The 21867-nt window shown below is 44.3% G+C and carries 19 protein-coding genes; 12 read left to right on the top strand and 7 right to left on the bottom strand.

All coding sequences use genetic code 11. The features are described 5' to 3' along the window. The first annotated feature begins 58 nt into the window (after positions 1 to 58). Positions 59 to 535, top strand: coding sequence for a hypothetical protein (locus OCV56_RS02705; protein ID WP_086712445.1), 477 nt, complete (start codon positions 59 to 61; stop codon positions 533 to 535). Between the two features lie 239 nt (positions 536 to 774). Here OCV56_RS02705 and OCV56_RS02710 read toward each other — a convergent pair whose 3' ends face one another. Continuing rightward, entirely contained in the window at positions 775 to 1920 is a 1146-nt protein-coding gene (locus OCV56_RS02710) for a Na/Pi symporter (RefSeq protein WP_048662115.1), read from the bottom strand. 389 nt (positions 1921 to 2309) lie between these two features. Between OCV56_RS02710 and nhaR the strand changes: the two genes are divergently transcribed. Further along, entirely contained in the window at positions 2310 to 3200 is an 891-nt protein-coding gene (gene nhaR, locus OCV56_RS02715; RefSeq protein WP_048658065.1) for a transcriptional activator NhaR, read from the top strand. A gap of 100 nt (positions 3201 to 3300) precedes the next feature. Next, positions 3301 to 3594 carry an ArsR/SmtB family transcription factor gene (locus OCV56_RS02720; RefSeq protein WP_004735028.1) on the top strand — a complete coding sequence of 98 codons (294 nt, stop codon included), beginning with the start codon at positions 3301 to 3303 and terminating at the stop codon, positions 3592 to 3594. 268 nt (positions 3595 to 3862) lie between these two features. On the opposite strand, the gene rpsT is transcribed toward OCV56_RS02720, so the two are convergent. Then, the gene (gene rpsT / locus OCV56_RS02725) at positions 3863 to 4123 is read right to left on the bottom strand and encodes a 30S ribosomal protein S20 (protein ID WP_004739529.1); all 261 of its coding nucleotides are present in this window, start codon (positions 4121 to 4123) and stop codon (positions 3863 to 3865) included. A 252-nt stretch (positions 4124 to 4375) separates the two neighbouring features. On the opposite strand from rpsT, the gene murJ reads away from it, so the two are divergent. The 6 genes from murJ to ispH all read left to right on the top strand — a co-directional run bounded on the left by murJ (position 4376) and on the right by ispH (position 12211). Continuing rightward, on the top strand, positions 4376 to 5938 hold the full coding sequence (gene murJ / locus OCV56_RS02730; protein WP_032545310.1) for a murein biosynthesis integral membrane protein MurJ: 1563 nt from the start codon (positions 4376 to 4378) through the stop codon (positions 5936 to 5938). 70 nt (positions 5939 to 6008) lie between these two features. Further along, on the top strand, positions 6009 to 6944 hold the full coding sequence (gene ribF, locus OCV56_RS02735) for a bifunctional riboflavin kinase/FAD synthetase (protein ID WP_086712446.1): 936 nt from the start codon (positions 6009 to 6011) through the stop codon (positions 6942 to 6944). A 63-nt stretch (positions 6945 to 7007) separates the two neighbouring features. Beyond that, a complete protein-coding gene (ileS, locus tag OCV56_RS02740) occupies positions 7008 to 9848 on the top strand; it encodes an isoleucine--tRNA ligase (RefSeq protein ID WP_086712447.1) in 2841 nt (946 codons plus the stop codon). A gap of 157 nt (positions 9849 to 10005) precedes the next feature. Beyond that, on the top strand, positions 10006 to 10506 hold the full coding sequence (lspA, locus tag OCV56_RS02745; protein WP_086712448.1) for a signal peptidase II: 501 nt from the start codon (positions 10006 to 10008) through the stop codon (positions 10504 to 10506). A gap of 160 nt (positions 10507 to 10666) precedes the next feature. Further along, positions 10667 to 11098, top strand: a complete 432-nt coding sequence (fkpB, locus tag OCV56_RS02750; RefSeq protein WP_086712449.1) for an FKBP-type peptidyl-prolyl cis-trans isomerase — start codon at positions 10667 to 10669, stop codon at positions 11096 to 11098. A gap of 156 nt (positions 11099 to 11254) precedes the next feature. Then, the gene (ispH, locus tag OCV56_RS02755; protein ID WP_086712469.1) at positions 11255 to 12211 is read left to right on the top strand and encodes a 4-hydroxy-3-methylbut-2-enyl diphosphate reductase; all 957 of its coding nucleotides are present in this window, start codon (positions 11255 to 11257) and stop codon (positions 12209 to 12211) included. A gap of 83 nt (positions 12212 to 12294) precedes the next feature. Here the strand turns inward: ispH and btsR are convergent, their stop codons facing one another. From btsR to OCV56_RS02770, 3 genes are all read right to left on the bottom strand, one after another. After that, positions 12295 to 13026 (bottom strand): two-component system response regulator BtsR, encoded by a 732-nt coding sequence (gene btsR / locus OCV56_RS02760; protein ID WP_086712450.1) that lies wholly within the window; start codon positions 13024 to 13026, stop codon positions 12295 to 12297. 105 nt (positions 13027 to 13131) lie between these two features. Further along, positions 13132 to 14802, bottom strand: a complete 1671-nt coding sequence (locus OCV56_RS02765) for a sensor histidine kinase (RefSeq protein ID WP_086712451.1) — start codon at positions 14800 to 14802, stop codon at positions 13132 to 13134. Between the two features lie 259 nt (positions 14803 to 15061). Continuing rightward, positions 15062 to 16552 (bottom strand): carbon starvation CstA family protein, encoded by a 1491-nt coding sequence (locus OCV56_RS02770; protein ID WP_086712452.1) that lies wholly within the window; start codon positions 16550 to 16552, stop codon positions 15062 to 15064. A gap of 332 nt (positions 16553 to 16884) precedes the next feature. Here OCV56_RS02770 and OCV56_RS02775 point away from each other — a divergent pair, with 332 nt between their 5' ends. Further along, positions 16885 to 17235 carry a DUF2799 domain-containing protein gene (locus OCV56_RS02775; RefSeq protein WP_017098352.1) on the top strand — a complete coding sequence of 117 codons (351 nt, stop codon included), beginning with the start codon at positions 16885 to 16887 and terminating at the stop codon, positions 17233 to 17235. Between the two features lie 104 nt (positions 17236 to 17339). Here the strand turns inward: OCV56_RS02775 and murQ are convergent, their stop codons facing one another. Next, positions 17340 to 18260 carry an N-acetylmuramic acid 6-phosphate etherase gene (gene murQ, locus OCV56_RS02780; protein ID WP_086712453.1) on the bottom strand — a complete coding sequence of 307 codons (921 nt, stop codon included), beginning with the start codon at positions 18258 to 18260 and terminating at the stop codon, positions 17340 to 17342. A gap of 31 nt (positions 18261 to 18291) precedes the next feature. Beyond that, entirely contained in the window at positions 18292 to 19407 is a 1116-nt protein-coding gene (locus tag OCV56_RS02785; protein WP_086712454.1) for an anhydro-N-acetylmuramic acid kinase, read from the bottom strand. Between the two features lie 121 nt (positions 19408 to 19528). Here OCV56_RS02785 and nagZ point away from each other — a divergent pair, with 121 nt between their 5' ends. Beyond that, positions 19529 to 20518: a beta-N-acetylhexosaminidase gene (nagZ, locus tag OCV56_RS02790; RefSeq protein WP_086712455.1), complete on the top strand. Its 990-nt coding sequence runs from the start codon at positions 19529 to 19531 to the stop codon at positions 20516 to 20518. A 246-nt stretch (positions 20519 to 20764) separates the two neighbouring features. After that, complete coding sequence (locus OCV56_RS02795; RefSeq protein ID WP_086712456.1) at positions 20765 to 21838, top strand: 3-deoxy-7-phosphoheptulonate synthase; 1074 nt, start codon at positions 20765 to 20767, stop codon at positions 21836 to 21838. The last annotated feature ends 29 nt before the right edge of the window (positions 21839 to 21867 follow it).

The following is a 21867-nucleotide window of genomic DNA, read 5'->3' on the forward strand; positions in this document are numbered from 1 at the left end:
TAAACACGCCGAATTCCACATACTTGTCACCAAATAATTCACTATTTGGGGTACATACATGTTGAAGAAGTTTGCTTTTCAGATCATTCCAATTCAGATTTTCCTGTTCGTCTTTTGGTTCAAAAATGGCTTTATCGATAAAGTGATGGGCGTACTACTTGGCTTCATTTCGCCGGATACCGCATATACGGGAGACACCTGGGCTGGCTGGAAAGGTTATATTGTCGGCACTTGGGACAAGAGCCAAGTTGGTCACGCTTTACTGAGTCCAACGTTCGACTTTATGTTTCCGATTCTAATTGCTTTGCAATGTGTGCCGTTTTTATTGGTTATTCGCTCGGTACTTGGTGGTGAGTTCATGGTGGGTAAAGAACGTCCGTGGTTGCTTTATGCCGCATTTTCTTCTTTGTTTGTGACTGCATGTATGGCTTTCACTCAAACCATCACTGGCGCAAGCGATGGACAGTATCTATGGCAATTTATCGGTTTTGGCATGGTTGCCATTATGTACCTGCGTAATGAGCAAGGTAAGTAAGTGTTTCTTAGGTGCACGTAAACGGGGTTCGAGATGCGAAGAGCTAAGAGTAGAAACGAGTAAATGAGATTAGGAATACGATAAACATACCTAGGTTTGAGCCGGCGATATACCAAATACGACTATCACAGTTCGTGTTTTTCGTTACTCGCTTACCCGTATCTCTAATCTGCTCTTAAAAAAGAAAAAGCCCGCAACCTAGGTTGCGGGCTTTGCTATAAGCGATGTTTGTTTTGCTATTAAGCAGTCAGAGCTAATACGGTACCAGGCAGTACAAGGAATACCGCAACAAGGTAGCCAGCTACTACAGATTTGTTCTTCACTGCCATATCTGAAATCATGTCTGCCGCTTTAACTGGAAGTTCACGTAGGAACGGGATACCAAAGATGAATACCGTTGCCATGATGTTGAACACCAAGTGTACTAGAGCTATTTGTAGTGCGAATACAGCGAACTCACCAGATACTGCTGTCGCTGCAAGTAGAGCCGTAATACATGTACCGATGTTCGCACCCAGAGTGAATGGGTAAACGTCACGTACTTTAAGAACACCTGAGCCTACTAGCGGAACCATTAAGCTTGTTGTCGTTGAAGAAGACTGAACAAGGATTGTAACGATAGAACCAGAAGCGATACCGTGGATTGGACCACGACCGATTGCGTTCTTTAGAATCTCACGAGCACGGCCAACCATTAGGCTCTTCATTAGCTTACCCATTACTGTGATAGCTACGAAGATAGTTGCGATACCAAGAACGATAAGCATGATGCCGCCAACAGTGTCGCCAAATGTTGATAGAGGCTCTTTAATCGCACTTACTACTGGTTTAGTGATTGGCTTGATGAAGTTAAGACCACCCATGCTCATATCACCTGTTGCTAGCATCGGAGATACCAACCAGTGAGAAATCTTCTCTAGAATACCAAACGCCATCTCTAGTGGTAGGAAGATAGCAACGGCTAATAGGTTAAAGAAGTCGTGGATTGTCGCACTTGCGAATGCACGTTTGAACTCTTCTTTACAACGAACGTGACCAAGGCTAACTAGCGTATTGGTTACCGTAGTACCAATGTTAGCACCCATGATCATAGGGATTGCTAGCTCAACAGGTAAACCACCTGCAACAAGGCCAACGATAATTGAAGTAACTGTACTCGATGATTGAATAAGAGCTGTTGCTACTAAACCAATCATTAAGCCTGCAACTGGGTGTGAAGCAAATTCGAAAAGAACCTTTGCTTGCTCACCTGTTGCCCATTTGAAGCCTGTACCAACCATTGAAACTGAAAGTAATAGTAGGTAAAGCATGAATGCCAAGTTAGCCCAGCGTAGCCAACGAGTAGTGCTCGAGATAGGCGCTGCTGCAGTAGTAGCTTGGTTCATAATGTTTTCTCCATTGGACCGTTTAAGTCTGTGTTTGGTCTGTTTGTTTAATCTGAGCGTGATGTTAGAGAACAAATATTTCAGTAATATTACATTTTGGTTTAGGTGAGACTTTTTTGTGATGATTTGCTCTTTAAATATTAACTTTTGAAATGAGGGTTTGTTAACTGTTTGTTTTTAATCATTTTTATCTTGGTTTTTGATGGGTGATATAGATCTTAAAAGTTAGAAAAAAATTGAAAATAATCGCTGAATTATTACATTATGAAATCAGACACTTCGAAAAAATAAGTAGTAAAGGTCTATTGGGTTAGGTTTTTCCGAGTTTATTGAGCGGAGGTGTCATATTTGATATAAAAGGCTATCTACTCTTTTATTACGGCACATCTATGTCGCACCTCAACTATAACCATCTGTATTACTTCTGGATGGTTTGCAAGCAAGGCTCTGTTACTAAAGCTGCAGAAGCCCTATTCCTAACACCACAAACGGTAACGGGTCAGATAAAAGCCTTAGAAGAGCGTATGGATGGCAAGTTGACCAAGCGTAATGGTCGAAGTGTTGAGCCAACGGAGCTTGGGCAACTGGTATTTAAATATGCTGATCGTATGTTTGGCTTGAGTTACGAAATGCTCGATATCGTGAATTACAGCCAGCACTCCAATATTCTGTTTGATGTTGGCGTCGCGGATGCGCTTTCTAAAAGACTCGTCAGTAAGATACTGATGTCGACCATCCCTCCAGATAACAGCATTCATTTACGCTGTTTTGAATCGACCCATGAAATGCTACTTGAGCAACTCTCTCAGCATAAGCTCGATATGATCTTGTCTGACTGTCCTGTGGACTCTAGTCAAAGCCCAGGTTTATTTAGTAAAAAGTTGGGCGAGAGTGGAATGAGTTTTTTCAGTTCAGGCAAGGTTGAAGGCGTTAACTTTCCTGCAGTATTAGAACAAAGGAAGCTTTTGATCCCAGGAAGCCGAACCTCCATGGGGCGTAAAGTACTGCAATGGTTTGATAGGCAAGGGCTTAAACCTGATGTTTTGGGTGAGTTTGATGATGCCGCATTAATGAAGGCTTTTGCGCGTTACCATGATGACGCAATATTCTTAGCACCGACGCTTTATATGTCTGAAGTAGAAGAAGACACATCACTGCAACTATTAGGTGGTATTGAAGAGTTAAAAGAGGAGTACTACGTCATATTTGCTGAGAGGATGATCCAACATCCAGCAGTAAAAAACGTATGTGACGCAGATTTTAGCAAATTGTTCGAATGAGTTAGTTTGTTAATGAATTGATATCGATTATCATAGCTCCACCATATGCCGGAAATACTGATAGCCCGTAGTTGGCGTAAAGGTTGTAGGGAGCCAAACTATGAACTTAAAAGAGATGGAGAAGAACTCAGCCCAAGCTGTGATTCTACTCAAAGCCATGGCTAACGAGCGTCGCTTACAGATTTTGTGCCTATTGCATGGTACTGAACTGTCGGTTGGGGAGTTATGTGGCAAGTTGGAACTGAGTCAGTCTGCTTTATCTCAACATCTTGCTTGGTTGAGAAGGGATGGTTTGGTCGAAACTCGTAAAGAAGCTCAAACTGTGTATTACACATTGAGTAGTGAAGAAGTCAAAGCGATGATTAACCTACTGCATGGAATTTACTGCAAGTAGCTTATTGCTGGTGGGAGGGGGATTTCTTATCAGCGATAGAATGACACAAGGAAGTGTTAGTATTTCACGTTGAACGTTAATGTTTATCTACCTATCTATTCGCTTCTTTATTTATTTTCCTGATTGTTTGTTTTATCTATCGGCTTGATTGTCTATCAGTAAGCAAGGTGGCTGTTAGCACGTAAAGTAAAAGTGTTACTCAAAATTTAGATATAAAAAAACCGGCCTAGGCCGGTTTTTTTCGTTTTGCGTTGTAATCAAATTTCTATTAAAGAGCTTTGATTGCAGCAGCGAAACGAGACTTATGACGTGCAGCTTTATTCTTATGAATAAGGCCTTTAGTCGCCATACGGTCAAGAAGTGGTGTAACTTCTACAAGAGCAGCAGTTGCAGCTTCTTTATCACCAGCTGCGATAGCTGCGATAGTCTTTTTCATGTAAGTGCGCATCATAGAACGACGGCTAGCATTGTGCTGGCGACGTTTCTCAGCTTGGATAGCGCGCTTCTTAGCAGATTTACTGTTTGCCAAGGGTCTAACTCCCAAAAACTTAGTTCGGTGACAATTTAAGGGCGAGGACTATACCCTCATTAGCGCTTAATTGTCAAATGATTTGTGCAAAAACCAATCGTAGCCAAACAAACTTTGGTATGGAAAGGTCATCGCGGTTAAGATGGCGGGGATTCTAACAGCATTTTTAGACCAATGCTAATAAATATGCTTCTTAGGACAGGATAGTAATTATCCTCGCTTGAAAGTAATCAACCAGTGTCAGAGGTTTCTGTGAGTAAACGACTATTAAAGTCAGGCCTGATTGTCAGTGCAATGACTTTTGTTTCCCGTGTATTGGGGCTAGTACGTGATGTAGTAGTAGCAAATTTGATGGGGGCAGGAGCGAGTGCCGACGTATTTTTCTTCGCTAATAAAATTCCTAATTTCTTACGTCGACTTTTTGCAGAAGGTGCGTTTTCTCAAGCGTTTGTTCCTGTATTAACGGAATATCACGCCGCAGGTGATAAAGATAAGACACGAGATTTAATTGCTAAGGTGTCGGGCACGCTCGGGGTTTTAGTTTCTATAGTGACCGTTATCGGGGTGTTGGGCTCTGGCGTGATCACCGCGATGTTTGGTGCGGGTTGGTTTATCGACTGGCTAAATGATGGCCCAGCGGCGCCTAAATTTGAGCTGGCGAGCTTTATGCTCAAGATTACCTTCCCTTATTTGTGGTTTATCACCTTTGTAGCTTTATCTGGTGCGATTCTTAATACGTTAGGTAAGTTTGCGGTTTCCTCTTTTACTCCTGTGTTTTTGAATGTGATGATCATAGGCGCAGCATGGTTTATCTCTCCTAATTTAGAACAACCAGAAATTGGTTTGGCTATCGGTGTATTTCTTGGTGGCTTAGTCCAATTCCTTTTCCAAATGCCTTTCTTGATTAAAGCGGGTGTATTGGTTAAGCCTAAGTGGGGTTGGAGAGATCCTGGCGTTGTTAAGATCCGCACATTAATGATCCCTGCTTTGTTTGGTGTATCGGTCAGTCAAATCAATTTATTGTTTGATACCTTTATTGCTAGCTTCTTAGCAACAGGGTCTATCAGTTGGTTGTATTACTCAGACCGACTGCTTGAATTTCCTCTCGGTTTATTCGGTATTGCGATTGCGACCGTAATCCTTCCTGCTTTATCTCGTAAACACGTTGATGCTCAAGGGGAAGGGTTCGCGCATACAATGGACTGGGGCGTGCGCATGGTTTTACTGCTTGGTATTCCTGCGATGCTTGGACTTATTGTCTTAGCCAAGCCAATGTTGATGGTGCTATTCATGCGTGGTGAGTTCTCTCCACATGATGTACAGCAGGCATCGATGTCATTGGTTGCTTACGCATCTGGCTTGCTTAACTTTATGCTGATTAAGGTTTTAGCCCCTGGTTATTACTCTCGCCAAGACACGAAAACACCAGTTAAGTACGGTATTATCGCTATGGTGACCAACATGGTATTCAACGCGATTTTTGCTTATTTCTATGGCTATGTTGGTTTGGCGATTGCTACGGCACTGTCTGCTTTTGTGAATATGGCCTTGTTATATCGCGGATTGCACCTTGCGGGTGTGTATCAATTAACTAAGACAACCTTGTTGTTTAGTGCCAAGTTGATTATCTCAGGTGTTGTGATGGTAGCCGCTATTTTATGGCAGCTGGATAATATGCAACATTGGCTTGAATGGAGCTTCAGCCAGAGAGCGCTGACATTAACAGGCTTGATTGGACTTGGTGGCTTTGTTTATATTGTTTCGGTACTGATTTTAGGTATCCGAGTAAAACATTTAAAAGCAGCGACAGATTAATACTGATTAGTATATAATCCGTCGGTTTCACACAATAAATGATGCAAATAACAGGTTTTAGCTGATCATAATGGAACTGATCCGAGGTACACACAATATTAAAGCGCAGCATCATGGCTGTGTATTAACCATAGGTAACTTCGATGGTGTTCATTTAGGACATCAAGAGGTTCTGAGCCAGGTTTCTAAACAAGCTACAGCATTAGGGCTACCTTCTGTTGTCATGACGTTTGAACCGCAGCCTATGGAGCTGTTTGCCCGAGATAGAGCGCCAGCACGTTTAACTCGCTTACGAGATAAATACGTGCAACTGAGTAAGCTAGATATCAGTCGTTTATTGTGTGTTAATTTTAATCAGTATTTTGCAAGTTTATCTGCGGAAGCATTCATTAAGGATCTTTTGGTTGATAAGCTTGGTGTAAAGTTTTTAGTGGTAGGTGACGATTTTTGCTTTGGTAAAGGTCGCACTGGTAATTTCGCTATGCTCAAAGCGGCGGGCGAGAAGTACGGTTTTGAGGTGGTAAGCACCCAAAGCTATTGCTTAAACCAATTACGAGTAAGTAGTACTGAGATACGAAATGCATTAGCGGTCGATGACTTGGCCGCAAGTGCTACCATGTTAGGACGTGATTACAGTATTAGTGGTCGAGTGTCCCATGGTCGAAAACTAGGGAGAACTATCGGTTTCCCTACCGCTAATATTCCATTAAAACGTTGTGTTTCTCCTGTATCGGGAGTGTATGTTGTTGAAGCATTGGATATCGACGGGGTTCCTGTCGGTGGCGTTGCTAATATTGGACAACGACCAACAGTTAATGGCGTAAGGCAGCAATTAGAAGTGCACTTTTTTGACTTTAAAGCCAATTTATATGGTAAACAGTTAGAAGTACGACTTTTGCACAAACTGCGCGACGAGATAAAGTTTGAATCGTTCGACGCACTAAAGAATCAAATAGAATTGGATGCTGAAGCCGCAAGGGTGTGGCTGCTTCAGCTAAAGAATTAATCGGATGATTCCACCGATTAACATAATGTCTAACTTCGCCCAATATAACGGAATTAAGAATCGATGAGTGATTATAAAGATACCCTGAACTTACCAGAAACAGGGTTCCCAATGCGCGGCAATCTGGCAAATCGTGAGCCAGAAATGCTGAAGCGTTGGTACAAAGAAGATCTTTACGGCGAAATCCGTAAGGCAAAGAAAGGTAAAAAATCTTTCGTACTGCATGATGGCCCTCCATACGCGAACGGCGACATTCACATTGGCCACGCGCTGAATAAGATTCTTAAAGACATTATTATCAAATCTAAGACCCTTTCTGGTTTTGATGCACCGTACATCCCAGGTTGGGACTGTCACGGTCTTCCAATCGAGCTAATGGTTGAGAAGAAGAAAGGTAAGCCTGGTCAGAAGATTTCGGCTGCTGAATTCCGTGAAGAGTGTCGTAAGTACGCTGCGGGTCAAGTTGAAGGTCAAAAAGAGAGCTTCAAACGTCTTGGTATCATGGGCGAGTGGGACAAACCTTACCGCACTATGGATTTTGGCACTGAAGCGAACATCATTCGTTCTTTAGGCAAAATCGCAGACAAAGGCCACCTTTTGAAAGGTTTCAAACCCGTTCACTGGTGTACTGACTGTGGTTCTGCTCTGGCTGAAGCTGAAGTTGAATACAAAGATAAAGTTTCTCCATCTATCGATGTGAAATTTACTGCAGCTGACGAAGCGGCTCTACTAGATAAATTTACTCTAGCTGAAGGTCACGCGGGTCAAGGCGAAATTTCTATCGTTATCTGGACGACAACACCATGGACTCTGCCAGCTAACCGCGCAGTATGTCTACGTGATGATCTTGAATACGTGCTTATCCAAGTTGAAGCTAACGACGAACAGCCAGCTCAACGTATCGTTGTTGCTTCTGATCTAGCAAAAGACGTAATGGATCGTGCAGGTATCGAGCACTTCCACAACCTTGGTTTTGCTACCGGTGCTGATCTTGAGCTTTCTCTGTTCAATCACCCGTTCTACGACTTTACTGTTCCTGCCGTTCTTGGTGACCACGTTACAACGGATTCTGGTACTGGTGTGGTTCACACAGCACCTGGTCACGGTCAAGAGGATTTCGTGGTTGGTAAGAAATACGATCTAGAAATCGCTAACCCAGTTGGTTCAAACGGCGTTTACCTGCCTGATACAGAGCTATTTGCCGGTCAGCATGTATTCAAAGCGAACGACTCTGTTTTAGAAGTTCTTAAAGAGAAAGGTGCACTTCTGCATCACCACGCTTACGAGCACAGCTACCCACACTGTTGGAGACACAAAACTCCAATCATCTTCCGTGCAACACCACAATGGTTCATCTCTATGGATCAAGCGGGCCTACGTGCTAAAGCACTAGAGTCAATCAAGAGTGTTGAATGGTTGCCTGAGTGGGGCCAAAGCCGTATCGAAGGTATGGTTGAAGGTCGCCCAGAGTGGTGTATCTCTCGTCAACGTACTTGGGGTGTGCCAATTGCTCTGTTCGTTCACAAAGAAACAGCAGAACTTCACCCAGAAAGCCCAGCGCTTATTGAAAAAGTAGCGAAGCTAGTTGAAGAGAAAGGCATTCAAGCTTGGTGGGATGTAGACGCTGCTGAACTTATGGGCGCAGAAGACGCTGATAAGTATGAAAAAGTAATGGATACGCTAGACGTATGGTTCGACTCTGGTGTTACGCACTTCTCTGTTGTTGATTCTCGTGAAGAGTACAACGGCAACAGTGCTGATCTTTACCTTGAAGGTTCAGACCAACACCGTGGCTGGTTCCAGTCTTCTCTAATTTCATCTATCGCGATGAAAGACGAAGCACCATACAAGCAAGTACTAACGCACGGTTTCGTGGTTGATGGTAACGGCCGTAAGATGTCTAAATCTATCGGTAACGTTGTTGCGCCTAAAGACGTAACCAACAAGCTAGGTGCAGACATCCTGCGTCTATGGGTTGCTTCTACAGACTACACTGGTGAAGTAGCGGTTTCTGATGAAATCCTGAAGCGTTCTGCTGATGCTTACCGTCGTATTCGTAACACCGCTCGTTTCTTCTTAGCGAACTTGAACGGTTTCAACCCTGAAACAGACCTAGTGCCAGCTGAAGAAATGGTTGCACTTGATCGTTGGGCTGTAGGCCGTGCTCAAGCTGCACAAGAAGAGATCGTTAAAGCATACGGCGAGTACAACACCCACGGTGTAACTCAGCGTCTAATGCAGTTCTGTTCTATCGAAATGGGTTCTTTCTACCTAGACGTAATTAAAGACCGTCAGTACACAGCGAAGCAGGGCAGCCATGCTCAACGTAGCTGTCAAACGGCGCTTTACTACATCGTAGAAGCTCTAGTTCGTTGGATGGCACCTATCATGTCGTTCACTGCAGATGAAATCTGGAACGAGATGCCTGGTCAGCGCGACAAGTTCGTGTTCACTGGTGAGTGGTTCGAAGGTCTATTTGGTCTTGCTGAAGGCGAAGAGCTAAGCAACGAATTCTGGGCAGAAATCCAGTCTGTTCGTGGCGCAGTGAATAAGCTTCTTGAAGATGCTCGTAAAGAGAAAACAATCGGTGGTGCACTGCAAGCTGAAGTGACTCTATACGCTGACGACGCACTAGCGGCTAAGATCAACAAGCTAGAAGATGAGTTACGTTTCGTACTTATTACTTCTGCAGCTGTTGTTAAGCCACTGAGCGAGAAATCTGATGCGGCTCAAGCAACAGACGTTGAAGGTCTGTTCGTTGAAGTTGCGGCGACTGAAGCTGAGAAGTGTGACCGTTGCTGGCACCACACTCCAGATGTAGGCACTATCGAAGGTCACGAGAAAGTTTGTGGTCGTTGTGTGTCGAACATCGACGGTGAAGGCGAAGTGCGTAAGTTCGCATAACGACTCAGAAAAGACTGAACTTTTTGTAAAAATCATAGCCCCAGTATCAACTGGGGTTATTTTTAATTAAAGGAAATGTGTTTAGCCAAGTTCGGTATTTATGGTCACTTAAAGTGAGCTCTAATGAATACTAACTTCGTAAATACTAGGAATAGAAATGAGTGAAGTTTCGTTAAAACAATCTGGCGTACGTTGGTTATGGTTGGCTCTATTGGTCTTCCTTGCTGATATCGGCATTAAACTCTTTGTCATGGACAGCATGGGTTATGGCTGGGCAAACCGTATTGAGGTGCTGCCTTTCTTTAACTTTTTGTACGTTCATAACTACGGCGCCGCATTCAGCTTCTTGAACGACCAAAGTGGTTGGCAGCGTTGGTTATTTACCGGTATTGCTTTTGCTGTAACAGGCATGCTGACATACTGGATGAGTAAATTACCTGCGACAGAAAAGTGGAACAACATTGCTTACGCCATCATCATTGGTGGTGCTGTTGGTAACGTATTTGACCGAGTAGTACATGGCTTTGTTGTCGATTACTTAGATTTTTACTGGGGCACTTACCACTGGCCTACATTCAACTTAGCGGATATGGGAATCTGTATCGGTGCTGCGATGATCATCCTCGATGGTTTCCGCAAGAAAGATGAAAGCAAATAGGCGAATCAGTTTTAAGTAAAAGACCTTTGGAATAGACCGCTTAAAGTCAGTCTATGACTCACAGAATAGAATAGCCCTAAGCGCTGTCGGTTGATTCCGACGGCGCTTTTTTTTATGCTGCATCTGCAAAATAATAATTATCCAGTCTAAGGAAAGTAACGTGGCAGCAATTAAAAATGATTCAGCAGTAACCCTTCACTTTACGATTAAAATGAAGGATGGTTCAGTTGCCGATAGTACGGAAAATATGGGTAAACCAGCGAAATTCGTTATGGGTGATGGCAGCCTAAGTGAGAACTTTGAGCAGTGTCTGCTTGGGCTTGAAACGGGGACTGAAAAGTCTATCGAATTGAAAGCAGAAGATGCATTCGGTATGCCGAACCCAGACCATATCCACCACATGGATCGTGCTAAGTTTGTTGGTGACTCTGAAGTTGAAGTGGGCACCATCATGGCATTTTCTGGCCCGGACGGTATGGAAATTCCAGGTATTATCACTGAGATTGCAGGCGATTCAGTGACGGTTGATTTTAATCACCCACTTGCAGGCCAAGATGTTACGTTTGACGTCAATATCTTAGCGGTTGAATAATTATCTTAACGGTAGAATAGCTGTCTTCACGCTAGAATAAGATAGCCTTACAGCTGTGATGTCACCCAGAGCTTCACTGTCTAGGCGCTTCACTGTAGAATGCGAGCCTCGCTGACAGCGAACTCTATAGAAACAACCTTAGTACCGCGGTAAATGATGAGCAATGAAATGAAGATAATGTTAGCTAACCCTCGTGGCTTTTGTGCCGGTGTTGATCGTGCGATCAGCATCGTAGAGCGCGCACTCGAAATGTACCAGCCACCGATCTATGTTCGCCATGAAGTGGTACACAACCGCTTTGTTGTTGAGGGGCTAAAGCAACGTGGTGCTATTTTTGTCGAAGAACTGAGTGAAGTGCCAGACGACAACATCGTAATTTTCTCTGCTCACGGCGTCTCTCAAGCGGTTCGTAAAGAAGCGAAAGAGCGTGAGTTAACGGTATTTGATGCGACGTGTCCTTTGGTAACTAAAGTTCATATGGAGGTTGCTCGTGCGAGCCGCAAACATATGGAAGTGGTACTGATTGGTCACGCAGGTCACCCTGAAGTTGAAGGTACGATGGGACAGTACGCGAGCCAAACAGGTGGTATGTACTTGGTAGAGAAGCCAGAAGACGTACAGAGCCTAGTTGTGAATGAGCCAAGTAACTTACACTACGTGAGCCAAACTACCTTGTCAGTTGATGAAACGGCAGATGTGATTGAAGAGTTGCGTCGTGTATTCCCAGAGATCCAAGGTCCTCGTAAAGATGACATCTGTTATGCGACTCAAAACCGTCAAGACGCTGTGCGTGAGATGGCGAATGATGTCGACGTTGTGATTGTGGTTGGTTCTAAGAACTCATCGAACTCAACCCGCCTAAAAGAGCTGGCTGAGAAGCTAGGCACGCCAGGTTACCTAACTGACTGCCCAGAAGACATCAAAACTGAGTGGGTTGAAGGCAAGAAGAAGATCGGTGTAACCGCTGGTGCTTCTGCTCCTGAAGAACTGGTAAACCAAATCTTAGACCGTATTCGCGAGCTAGGTGCTACCGATGTTGAAGAGATTCAAGGTCGTGAAGAGAACATGTTCTTCGAAGTACCAAAAGAGCTACAGATTAAACAAGTCGACTAATCTCTATCGATTCTCAAACAGTAAAAAGCCAACGTTGATGCATTGGCTTTTTTGATCGCGTTATATCTCGGTTTGGAATATGTTTACTGGAGGCCGAGCTGCTCTTTTAACGTCTTTAGATAACGGCGGCTAACAGGGACTTCAAAGCCTGTCAGTGTGATGATCTCCGCTAATCCATTTTCTAGCAACTTGATCTCTTGGATCGATTTTATGTTGATCAAATATTGTCGATGACAGCGGATCAAATCGGTCTTTTCTTCTAGGGTCTTCAGGGTTAACTGCGAGGTTGCTGTTTGTGATGAACTACGCACATGAACCCCACTGATATCTGAATAAGCGCACTCGACTGTTTGGCTAGCCATGATCACAATGCGGTTATGACCAATACACGGAATTTGTTCTAGATGGCAGGGAGCGATAGCGGAGATATTTTGTTCAGGTGCTTTGGGGTTTTGCTTGATGACCTTGTTAAGCCTAGAAACACTCTTGTTAAGTCGACAGGGTTCAACGGGTTTAAGTAGGTAGTCAAACGCATTATCTTCAAATGCTTGAATCGCATATTGGTCGTAGGCAGTGACGAATACTACGTAAGGCATGGTGTCTGGATCAAGCATGCTTAACAGTTCAATCCCGGTGACCTGAGGCATTTGGATATCCAAATAAACCACATCAGGTTTGAGTAAATTGATCTGTTTAAGTCCTTCTATCGCGTTACTCGCTTGTCCGATGACTTCCACTTCTCCGGTTTCGGTCAGTAGTTCAATCAGCTCTTCGCGAGCAAAAAGCTCATCATCGACAACTAATGCTTTTAACATCCTACAATCTTCATCTTAGTTCTATCCCTGCTTGATTCACGCGTTTCTTTTAAATGTCTGCTTCTAAATGTTTCAACTCGGAGTAATTCATCTCTGAAAGTACCATTAATTAAGTATAGGTATGATAAAGCTCATTCGAGTAAATTGCTGTGGTTGAGATTCTATTTTTAGTGCTGAATCTTGCCCAAAGAAATTAGTGAGTCGTTTATCAACAATTTCCATGCCTAATCCGACATGATCTTTAGATGGTTTCTGATAGTTGCCAGCATTGTCTTCGACGATTAGTTTGAATCCACCTTCAAAAGCCTCGCTATAGATCTTCACTGTGCCACCTTCCAACATGTTCGAAATTCCATGTTTGATGGCGTTCTCAACCAGTGGTTGTAGGGTAAAGCTTGGTAGTTGAGACTCGTATAACTGTGGGTCTATGTCCCATTCCACTTCTAACCTGTCAGTGAAACGTGCCTTCTCAATGGTGAGGTACGCATTGACGTGTGCCAGCTCGTCTTTGAGCTTCACGGTATTGATATTCTGTTTTAGGTTACTTCTAAAGAAGTGAGACAAGTGCTGAATGAGCTCTCGTGCTTTATCTGGGTCACGGCGAGTAACGGCGCTAATCGTATTAAGCGCATTAAACAAGAAGTGTGGGTTCACTTGAGCATGCAGCAGTTTGATTTCCGCTTGGGTCAGTAGTGTTTGCTGTTGCTGATAGTTGCTGAACAGGATCTGGCTCGACAATAGTTGAGCGATACCTTCTGCCATCGACATGTTGATGGTTGAGAATAACTTGAGTTTTGGCTCATACAATTTGATGGTGCCGACGACTTCGTTACCGGCACGCAGTGGGATAATCAGCGCTGACCCCAACTTACAATCCTGTGAGAGTGAGCATTGGTATGGGTTCTCTTTACCATCCAGGTAGATGATGTCGTTCTGTTCCATCGATGTAAGTGTGCTTTGCGATGAAATCGGGGTATTTGGAATATGGTGTTCATCACCAATGCCGACGAAAGCGAGGATTTTTTCTCGATCAGTGATTGCTACCGCACCTACGTTGGTCTCTTCGTAAACGATACGCACAATTTTTTGCGCGTTATCTGAATTAAAACCGCCATGCAAAATACCCACGGAGCGTTCGGCGATGGTTAATGCGCGGCGAGAGAAGGTCGCTGAGTACTTCTCGAAGATAGTTTTCCTATCTTGAATGATGCTCATGAACAGTGCAGCGCCCACTGAGTTGGCAATGATCATTGGCGCGGCAATATCAGAAACTAGAGCGTAGGACTGCTCAAACGGTTTAGCGACTGCGAGCAGAATCAACATCTGAATAATCTCTGCAAACAGCGTCACAGAGAACACCACCAGCGGATTAAACAGCTGACTGGCTTTGTTCTTTCTGACTAGGTAAACGTGCAGCAAACCACCAATCAGGCCTTCTGCAGTGGTTGAGATAGCACAAGCTAAGTCAGTAAAACCACCTAATGAATAGCGATGTATTCCGCCAGTAAAGCCCACTGCAAAGCCAACCACCGGGCCACCAAACAAACCGCCCATGACCGCACCCATCGCTCGCGTGTTGGCGATAGCATCATTGATCTGCAGTCCGAAATAGGTGCCCATAATACAGAATAAGGAGAACAGAACGTAGCAGCTGATCTTATGGCTTAAGCGAGATGAGATGCTCAACAAAGGGAGAATCAGTGGGGTTTTACTTAGCATGTAAGCAATCACTAAGTAGACACAGGTTTGTTGCAGCAGAGAGAGAATGAGTTCCATATTTTCACCTATTGAGACGCTTGTTAAGTGTAAAGCTCATTGCTTGGTAACGGTAGCTTTGCTTGCGTGTTAGTGGGTTATATTCGCTTCCCAGAGTCGAAAGCACTAACGCCTGAAAACAATAAAGCCCATCACAGTGGACGGGCTTTAGTCTTAGGTTCCACGAATCACGGAGTGATTACGGGAGCAAGCGAAGTGTGTTTGGCTGTTCTTTTGCCTTTCTATGAAGACAGGTTCCTTTTGCAAAGAGTTTAAAGAACTAGGCTGTTTTGGTTACGCCTTTTGCCTCTTTTTCTTCTTCATCAGCAAGGTCGATATCGCCTTTGCCTTTTGAAATCTTAATAACGTAAGCCGCAATACCGAATGCACTCACCACACCAATGATGGTTGAGATTTGCATTGGTAGACCGAAGCCTAACTGGCTGTTGTTCAAAATGAATGTGATACACACAGACGTCATGAAGATAGCAGGAACCGTTGTTACCCAGTGCAGTTTATTGTGACGAAGTAGGTAAGCCGAAGCTGTCCATAGCATCATGACTGCTGTTGATTGGTTAGCAAAACCGAAGTAGCGCCAGATGATACCGAAATCTACTTGAGTCAGGATACCGCCGATAACGAACAGTGGTAGAGCCATCAGTAGGCGGTTACGTAGCGTTTTCTGCTCCATGTTGAAGTATTCAGCAAGGATAAGGCGGCTTGAACGGAACGCAGTGTCACCAGAAGTGATTGGTAGGATAACCACGCCTAGGAAAGCAAGGATACCGCCGAACACACCTAATAGACCAAATGAAGCGCTGTATACCACGTTACCTGGGCCGCCATTTGCAATCGCGTCAGATAGAGACTCAACTGAACCGAAGAACGATAGCGCAAGTGCACACCAGATTAGAGCGATGATACCTTCACCAATCATTGCGCCGTAGAATACGAAGCGACCGTTCTTCTCGTTTTCCATACAACGAGCCATCAAAGGAGACTGGGTTGCGTGGAAGCCAGAGATAGCACCACATGCGATAGTGATGAATAGGGCAGGCCAAAGTGGTAGGTCATTCGGGTTCATGTTGGTGAACATGTCGCTCATCTCAAAACCACCCATGATTTGGTGTTCGTCAGATAGACCAATTGCGGTGATTAGACCTACAGACATAAAGATAAGCAGTGCGCCGAACAGTGGGTAGAATCGACCAATGATTTTATCGACAGGGACAATCGTTGCGATGATGTAGTAAGCAAAAATGATAACAACCATGGTTGTTGCAGACATCGCGAAATCAGTTTGGTCGTTCACTAGGTTAGTTATCATGCCTGCAGGAGCAGAAACGAATACCACACCAACTAGAAGCAGTAGAACAATGGCAAAGATGTTCATAAAGTGTTTTGCGCCATTGCCTAGGTAACGTCCAGTGATGGTTGGAACTGAAGCACCACCATTACGGATTGATAACATACCTGAGAAGTAGTCGTGTACTGCACCCGCAAAGATACAACCTAGCACGATCCATAGCATTGCTGCTGGGCCGTATAGGGCACCCATGATAGGGCCGAAGATTGGACCTACACCTGCGATGTTAAGCAGCTGAACTAGGTAAACCTTTGGTGTCGACATTGGAACGTAGTCCACGCCATCTTGCTTAGTGTGAGCAGGTGTTTGGCGCTTTTCATTGATACCGAAAATCTTCTCGATAAAGGCACCATAAATAAAGTAGCCACCAATGAGTGCTGCAACACAGGTAAGAAACCACATCATAATTTGTTATCCCTGAATGTATTAATTAAGTCAGGGTGTATATTAAAGGAGTCGATGATAAGAAACTTCCGCTACAAGAGTGAGTGGTCGAATAGCCAATTTAGCGGTGTTATAACTGATTGAGTGGTTCGAAACGTTTGTAGAGCGGTGGGTTTCTTGTGTTGGAAAGCCTATAGCTTCTATTAAGTGGTGCTTTATCGGCTTTAAGCGGTAACCAATAGATATCAGCGGTATATTATAGACATAAGTGGACATCGCCCTGTGTTCAGCGGAGAATCACCACAAAGGCAACGCTTCGTCAGGAAGTGGTTAGGTAAATATAAAGGACTGAAATGAAAAAAATAATCGCACTATTCGCCGTGGCATTTAGCCTTGCAGGATGCAGCGCTAATGTTCAAGACTTAGCGGCTGAAGGCAATTGGCAAGAGATTGGCTATCGTGATGGTATTAAAGGCCATACTCAGCGTTCGTATTCAGAGATGACTGAGCTTGGCGCAGTAGATCAAGCGAGTTACACCGAAGGTTATCACCTAGGTGTGACTGAATATTGTAATCCGAACCACGCTTATCAGATCGGTTTATCTGGTCAGGTTTATGAAGGTGTCTGTTCTGGTACGGAAGACGCGCAACGTTTCCGTATGGAATGGCAACGCGGGTGGGATGAGTTCTCAAACGACTATTAAGTTAAGCTAGTAGTGCTAAAAAATAGATAATAAAAAGACCAGTACCGTGTGTGTACTGGTCTTTTTGTCGGTAGCCGGAGTAACACTCAACAGCAGAGTTTAGGTTACTGGTTATTCTCTACCGCTTTTCTTAAAAAGCCGTTTTGCTTATCAAGCTGTGCCTTGGCCAATTCTAAATCTAGTCCTGTTAGAATCATCAAAATCGATAATTTCACATCGTAATCAGTCGTTTTAAGTGTCGACACTGCCAGTGCTTTATCACACTCTGTTGCTTGGATCACGATACGAGCAGCGCGGGCAACCAGCTTTTCATTGGTTGCTTTTACGTCGACCATCAGATTTTGGTAGCTCTTACCTATACGAATCATGCTCGCGGTGGTCAGCATGTTAAGTACCAGCTTTTGCGCTGTACCGGACTTGAGTCGTGTTGATCCCGTTAATGCTTCTGGGCCAACCACTGGGCTAATTGCGATCTGAGCGATCTCAGCTATCGGTGAATCTGGATTACAAGATAGCGCAATGGTCACTGCGCCAAGCTGATTAGCGTAATTGAGTGCACCAATCACGTAAGGTGTACGACCACTGGCTGCAATGCCCACCACAACATCCTTTTCTGAAAACTGAATTGCTTTTAGGTCTTCAATACCTAAGGTCAGCGAATCTTCCGCACCTTCTTTGGCTTTTAAAATCGCTTCTGGTCCGCCTGCAATTAGGCCGATAACCATCTTGTCTGAAACACCGAAAGTCGGTGGGCATTCTGAGGCGTCTAACACACCTAATCGACCACTGGTACCAGCGCCCATATAAATCAATCGACCACCGTGTTGAAAGGCATGAGCAATTTTATCTACCGCTTTAGCTATCTGTGCCAGTTCCGCTTCGATTGCCAAGGGCACTTGTTTGTCTTGTTGGTTAATCTTTTCAACCACTTCGAGAGAGGTGAGCAGATCAATATCCATAGTGTCAGGGTTTCTCCCCTCCGAAACGAGGTGCGAGAGCGCTGATATGAGAGCGTCGTTACTCATAATGATCCTTAAATGATGGTTCTAAAATTGTTTAGTCAGCACGATAAAGAACGCCTAGAGAGGCGGCCCTGCTTGCGCCAGTCACTTCGGGTAAATTGCTTGGCAGTTGATGAACATGACGCTGAGCAAGCCATGCGAAGGCCATGGCTTCCATGTAATCGGCATCAACCCCTTTAACGGTGGTCGACTCTACTTCCCAGTTAGGAAGCAGCTCAGCCAACCTTTTCATCAACAATGGATTTCTCGTACCGCCGCCACACACATAGAGTGCAGGTTGGTTGCCCAAGCGATAAGTCTCCACTTCATTTACTATCGTCAATGCCGTGTATTCACAAAGCGTGCGCTGAACATCTTCTGTTGAAAGGTCTTTAAACTCTGTAAGTCGTTGCTCTAGCCAAGGCAGGTTGAACAGTTCTCTACCTGTACTTTTCGGTGGTATTTGAGATAGATATGGCTCATTTAACAGCTGTTCGAGTAAAGCTTGATTGAGTTGGCCTTTAAGCGCGAATTGCGCATCTCGATCAAACTTCTCACCTGTATGTTTATCTGCCCAAGCGTCCATCAACATATTCCCTGGGCCAGTATCATAACCAAGTGTTGGCTGATTCGGGCGCAGCACTGAAATATTCGAGATACCACCAATATTCAAGACGACAACCGAGCTCTCTTGCGGGTGAAAGATCGTATGGTGGAAGGCGGGGACTAATGGTGCGCCTTGTCCGCCTAATGCCATGTCTTTACGTCTGAAATCGGCAACCGTTTGAATCTGCGTTTTAGCGGCAATGATGTTGGCATCACCCAGCTGCATGGTAAATGGCGAATCACCAGTTGGCTGGTGGAATACTGTTTGGCCATGATTACCAATCGCAGTCACAGAAGATACAGGTGTGTCTGACTTGTCGAGAAGTTGCAGAACCGCATCAGCAAACAGATGGCCAAGCTTGTGGTCTAGCTCACCAATGTTAATTAAATCCGTTTTCTGGCCAATACACACCTCAAGAAGACGTGCTTTAAGATCATCAGGCATGGGGAACTCATCATGTGCGAGCAATGTGATACGAGTACCTTCTATCGACACTAATGCCGTATCAACGCCGTCCATACTCGTCCCCGACATCACCCCGATATACAGTTCTTTATGATCCATTCCTAAGCTCTTGCGCTGCATTCCTAAAGTCTTCCACAGATTGGTTTAAAAACATTGTAAAGCAAATTTAAAGAGAATAACCTCGGGAAGTTTATGAAATTAGGTTTAATAAGGGATAAATATGGGACCGTTGTGGGTTGATGTTGCAGGCTATGAACTGACCGCTGAAGACAGAGAGATTTTAGAGCACCCAACCGTTGGTGGTCTCATCCTATTTGCTAGAAACTACCACGATAGCAAACAGCTGTCGGCGCTAAATAAAGAGATTCGCAAGGTAGCAAAACGTCCTATTTTAATCGGTGTTGACCAAGAAGGTGGCCGAGTTCAGCGTTTTCGTGACGGCTTTTCAATTATCCCTGCGGCGCAGGAGTTCGCTACAAAGAATAATGGTGAGCAGCTAGCAGAACAGGCGGGCTGGTTGATGGCGGCGGAACTGGTTGCTCATGATATCGACCTGAGCTTTGCGCCAGTATTAGATAAAGGCCATGATTGTAAAGCAATTGGAAATCGAGCATTTGGTGAAGATATTGATACCATCGTTCGCCACAGTAGTGCTTTCATCAAAGGTATGAAGTCGGTTGGCATGGCGACAACAGGAAAGCACTTCCCTGGACATGGTGGCGTGATTGCTGACTCACACTTAGAGACGCCATATGACCCTAGAGACGATATCTTTGAAACCGATATGGCAATCTTCAGGGCGCAAATTGAAGCTGGAATATTGGATGCCATGATGCCAGCTCACGTGGTTTTCTCCCACTATGATGATCAACCTGCGAGCGGTTCACAGTATTGGCTGCAGAAGGTATTGAAGCAGCAGCTTGGGTTCAAAGGCTTAGTTTTTTCTGACGACTTAACGATGGAAGGCGCTGCGATTATGGGTGGACCAGCAGACAGAGCGAAAGCAGCTTTGAATGCGGGGTGTGACATGGTGTTGATGTGTAATAAACGAGATGCCCAAATTGAGGCTCTTGATCACTTAACAATTCAAGAGGTGTCTTTAGCCAACTCATTGCTTAAAAAACGCAGTTTTGATTTACCGACGCTTCACTCGGATAGTCGATGGAAAGAGGCCTCAGAGCAAATTAAGCGAATGTTAAACGCTGGGTGATAAATCAACACATAATAATTTTAGATAGGGCGATATGATAAATATCGCCTTTTTTGTATGTGTAGGGCGTGGTTTAGAGCTATTTGATAGCCTGAACGAGGTAAAATAATGGTGTAAAGTTAAATTTACATTAAATGTTTTTTATTGTTTACACTTGCAATCGTTTTTGTAGCTGTTATTGTGTTTTTAAAGATTGTTAGCCCAAATGGAAATGTTGGGTGTAAAAATAAATATACAGGTTAAGTTATGCAGAAAAGTGAATTAAGCAATGTCAATATCATCGACGAACAGGTACTGATTACTCCTGAAGAGTTAAAAGCAAAACTGCCTTTGAGTGATAATGCTCGTCGTTTCATTCAAGAGTCTCGTCAAACTATCGCAAACATCATTCATAAGAAAGATCATCGCATGCTTGTTGTATGTGGCCCATGTTCTATCCATGACATTGAAGCTGCAAAAGAGTACGCGAAACGCCTAAAAGCACTTTCTGAAGAACTGAGCGATCAACTGTATATTGTAATGCGTGTTTACTTTGAAAAGCCTCGTACTACTGTTGGCTGGAAAGGCTTGATCAATGACCCTCATCTAGATGGTACTTTCGATATTGAGCACGGTCTGCATGTTGGTCGTGAGCTACTGGTTGAACTTGCTGAGATGGAAATTCCACTCGCAACAGAAGCACTCGATCCAATCAGCCCGCAATACCTCGCAGACACGTTCAGCTGGGCAGCTATCGGTGCGCGTACGACAGAATCACAAACTCACCGTGAGATGGCTAGTGGCCTCTCAATGCCAATCGGTTTTAAAAACGGTACTGATGGCAACCTAGGCACTGCAATCAATGCAATGCAAGCTGCTTCTTCTAGCCACCGTTTCATGGGTATCAGCCGTGAAGGCCAGGTTGCACTACTAACAACGCAAGGTAACCCAAATGGTCACGTAATTTTACGTGGTGGTAAGCAGACGAACTACGATTCAGTATCAGTACACGAATGTGAGCAAGAGCTGGGTAAATCTGGCTTAGAGGCGGCGCTAATGGTCGACTGTAGCCACGCTAACTCTCGCAAAGATTTCCGTCGCCAACCTCTAGTTGCAGAAGATGTGATTCACCAGATTCGTGAAGGTAACAAGTCGATTATCGGCCTTATGATTGAAAGCCATATTAACGAAGGAAATCAATCTTCGGATATACCTCTCAATGAGATGAAATACGGTGTTTCTATCACCGACGCGTGTATCAATTGGGAATCAACTGAGGCACTATTGAAGCATGCACATACGGAATTAGTCCCGTTCTTAGAGAACCGCTTGAAAGGTTAGTCAGAGTTTTAAATTTAAGTGCCTCATCA

Origin of the sequence: Vibrio gigantis (assembly GCF_024347515.1) — a bacterium.
Classification (GTDB): Bacteria; Pseudomonadota; Gammaproteobacteria; order Enterobacterales; family Vibrionaceae; genus Vibrio; species Vibrio gigantis.

Excerpts from the sequence above, each read along its gene's own strand:
- OCV56_RS02705 (WP_086712445.1), top strand. The coding sequence starts at position 59 with ATGTTGAAGAAGTTTGCTTTTCAGATCATTCCAATTCAGATTTTCCTG.
- OCV56_RS02710 (WP_048662115.1), bottom strand. The coding sequence starts at position 1,920 with ATGAACCAAGCTACTACTGCAGCAGCGCCTATCTCGAGCACTACTCGT.
- nhaR (WP_048658065.1), top strand. The coding sequence starts at position 2,310 with ATGTCGCACCTCAACTATAACCATCTGTATTACTTCTGGATGGTTTGC.
- OCV56_RS02720 (WP_004735028.1), top strand. The coding sequence starts at position 3,301 with ATGAACTTAAAAGAGATGGAGAAGAACTCAGCCCAAGCTGTGATTCTA.
- ribF (WP_086712446.1), top strand. The coding sequence starts at position 6,009 with ATGGAACTGATCCGAGGTACACACAATATTAAAGCGCAGCATCATGGC.
- ileS (WP_086712447.1), top strand. The coding sequence starts at position 7,008 with ATGAGTGATTATAAAGATACCCTGAACTTACCAGAAACAGGGTTCCCA.
- lspA (WP_086712448.1), top strand. The coding sequence starts at position 10,006 with ATGAGTGAAGTTTCGTTAAAACAATCTGGCGTACGTTGGTTATGGTTG.
- ispH (WP_086712469.1), top strand. The coding sequence starts at position 11,255 with ATGAGCAATGAAATGAAGATAATGTTAGCTAACCCTCGTGGCTTTTGT.
- btsR (WP_086712450.1), bottom strand. The coding sequence starts at position 13,026 with ATGTTAAAAGCATTAGTTGTCGATGATGAGCTTTTTGCTCGCGAAGAG.
- OCV56_RS02765 (WP_086712451.1), bottom strand. The coding sequence starts at position 14,802 with ATGGAACTCATTCTCTCTCTGCTGCAACAAACCTGTGTCTACTTAGTG.
- OCV56_RS02770 (WP_086712452.1), bottom strand. The coding sequence starts at position 16,552 with ATGATGTGGTTTCTTACCTGTGTTGCAGCACTCATTGGTGGCTACTTT.
- OCV56_RS02775 (WP_017098352.1), top strand. The coding sequence starts at position 16,885 with ATGAAAAAAATAATCGCACTATTCGCCGTGGCATTTAGCCTTGCAGGA.
- murQ (WP_086712453.1), bottom strand. The coding sequence starts at position 18,260 with ATGAGTAACGACGCTCTCATATCAGCGCTCTCGCACCTCGTTTCGGAG.
- OCV56_RS02785 (WP_086712454.1), bottom strand. The coding sequence starts at position 19,407 with ATGGATCATAAAGAACTGTATATCGGGGTGATGTCGGGGACGAGTATG.
- nagZ (WP_086712455.1), top strand. The coding sequence starts at position 19,529 with ATGGGACCGTTGTGGGTTGATGTTGCAGGCTATGAACTGACCGCTGAA.
- OCV56_RS02795 (WP_086712456.1), top strand. The coding sequence starts at position 20,765 with ATGCAGAAAAGTGAATTAAGCAATGTCAATATCATCGACGAACAGGTA.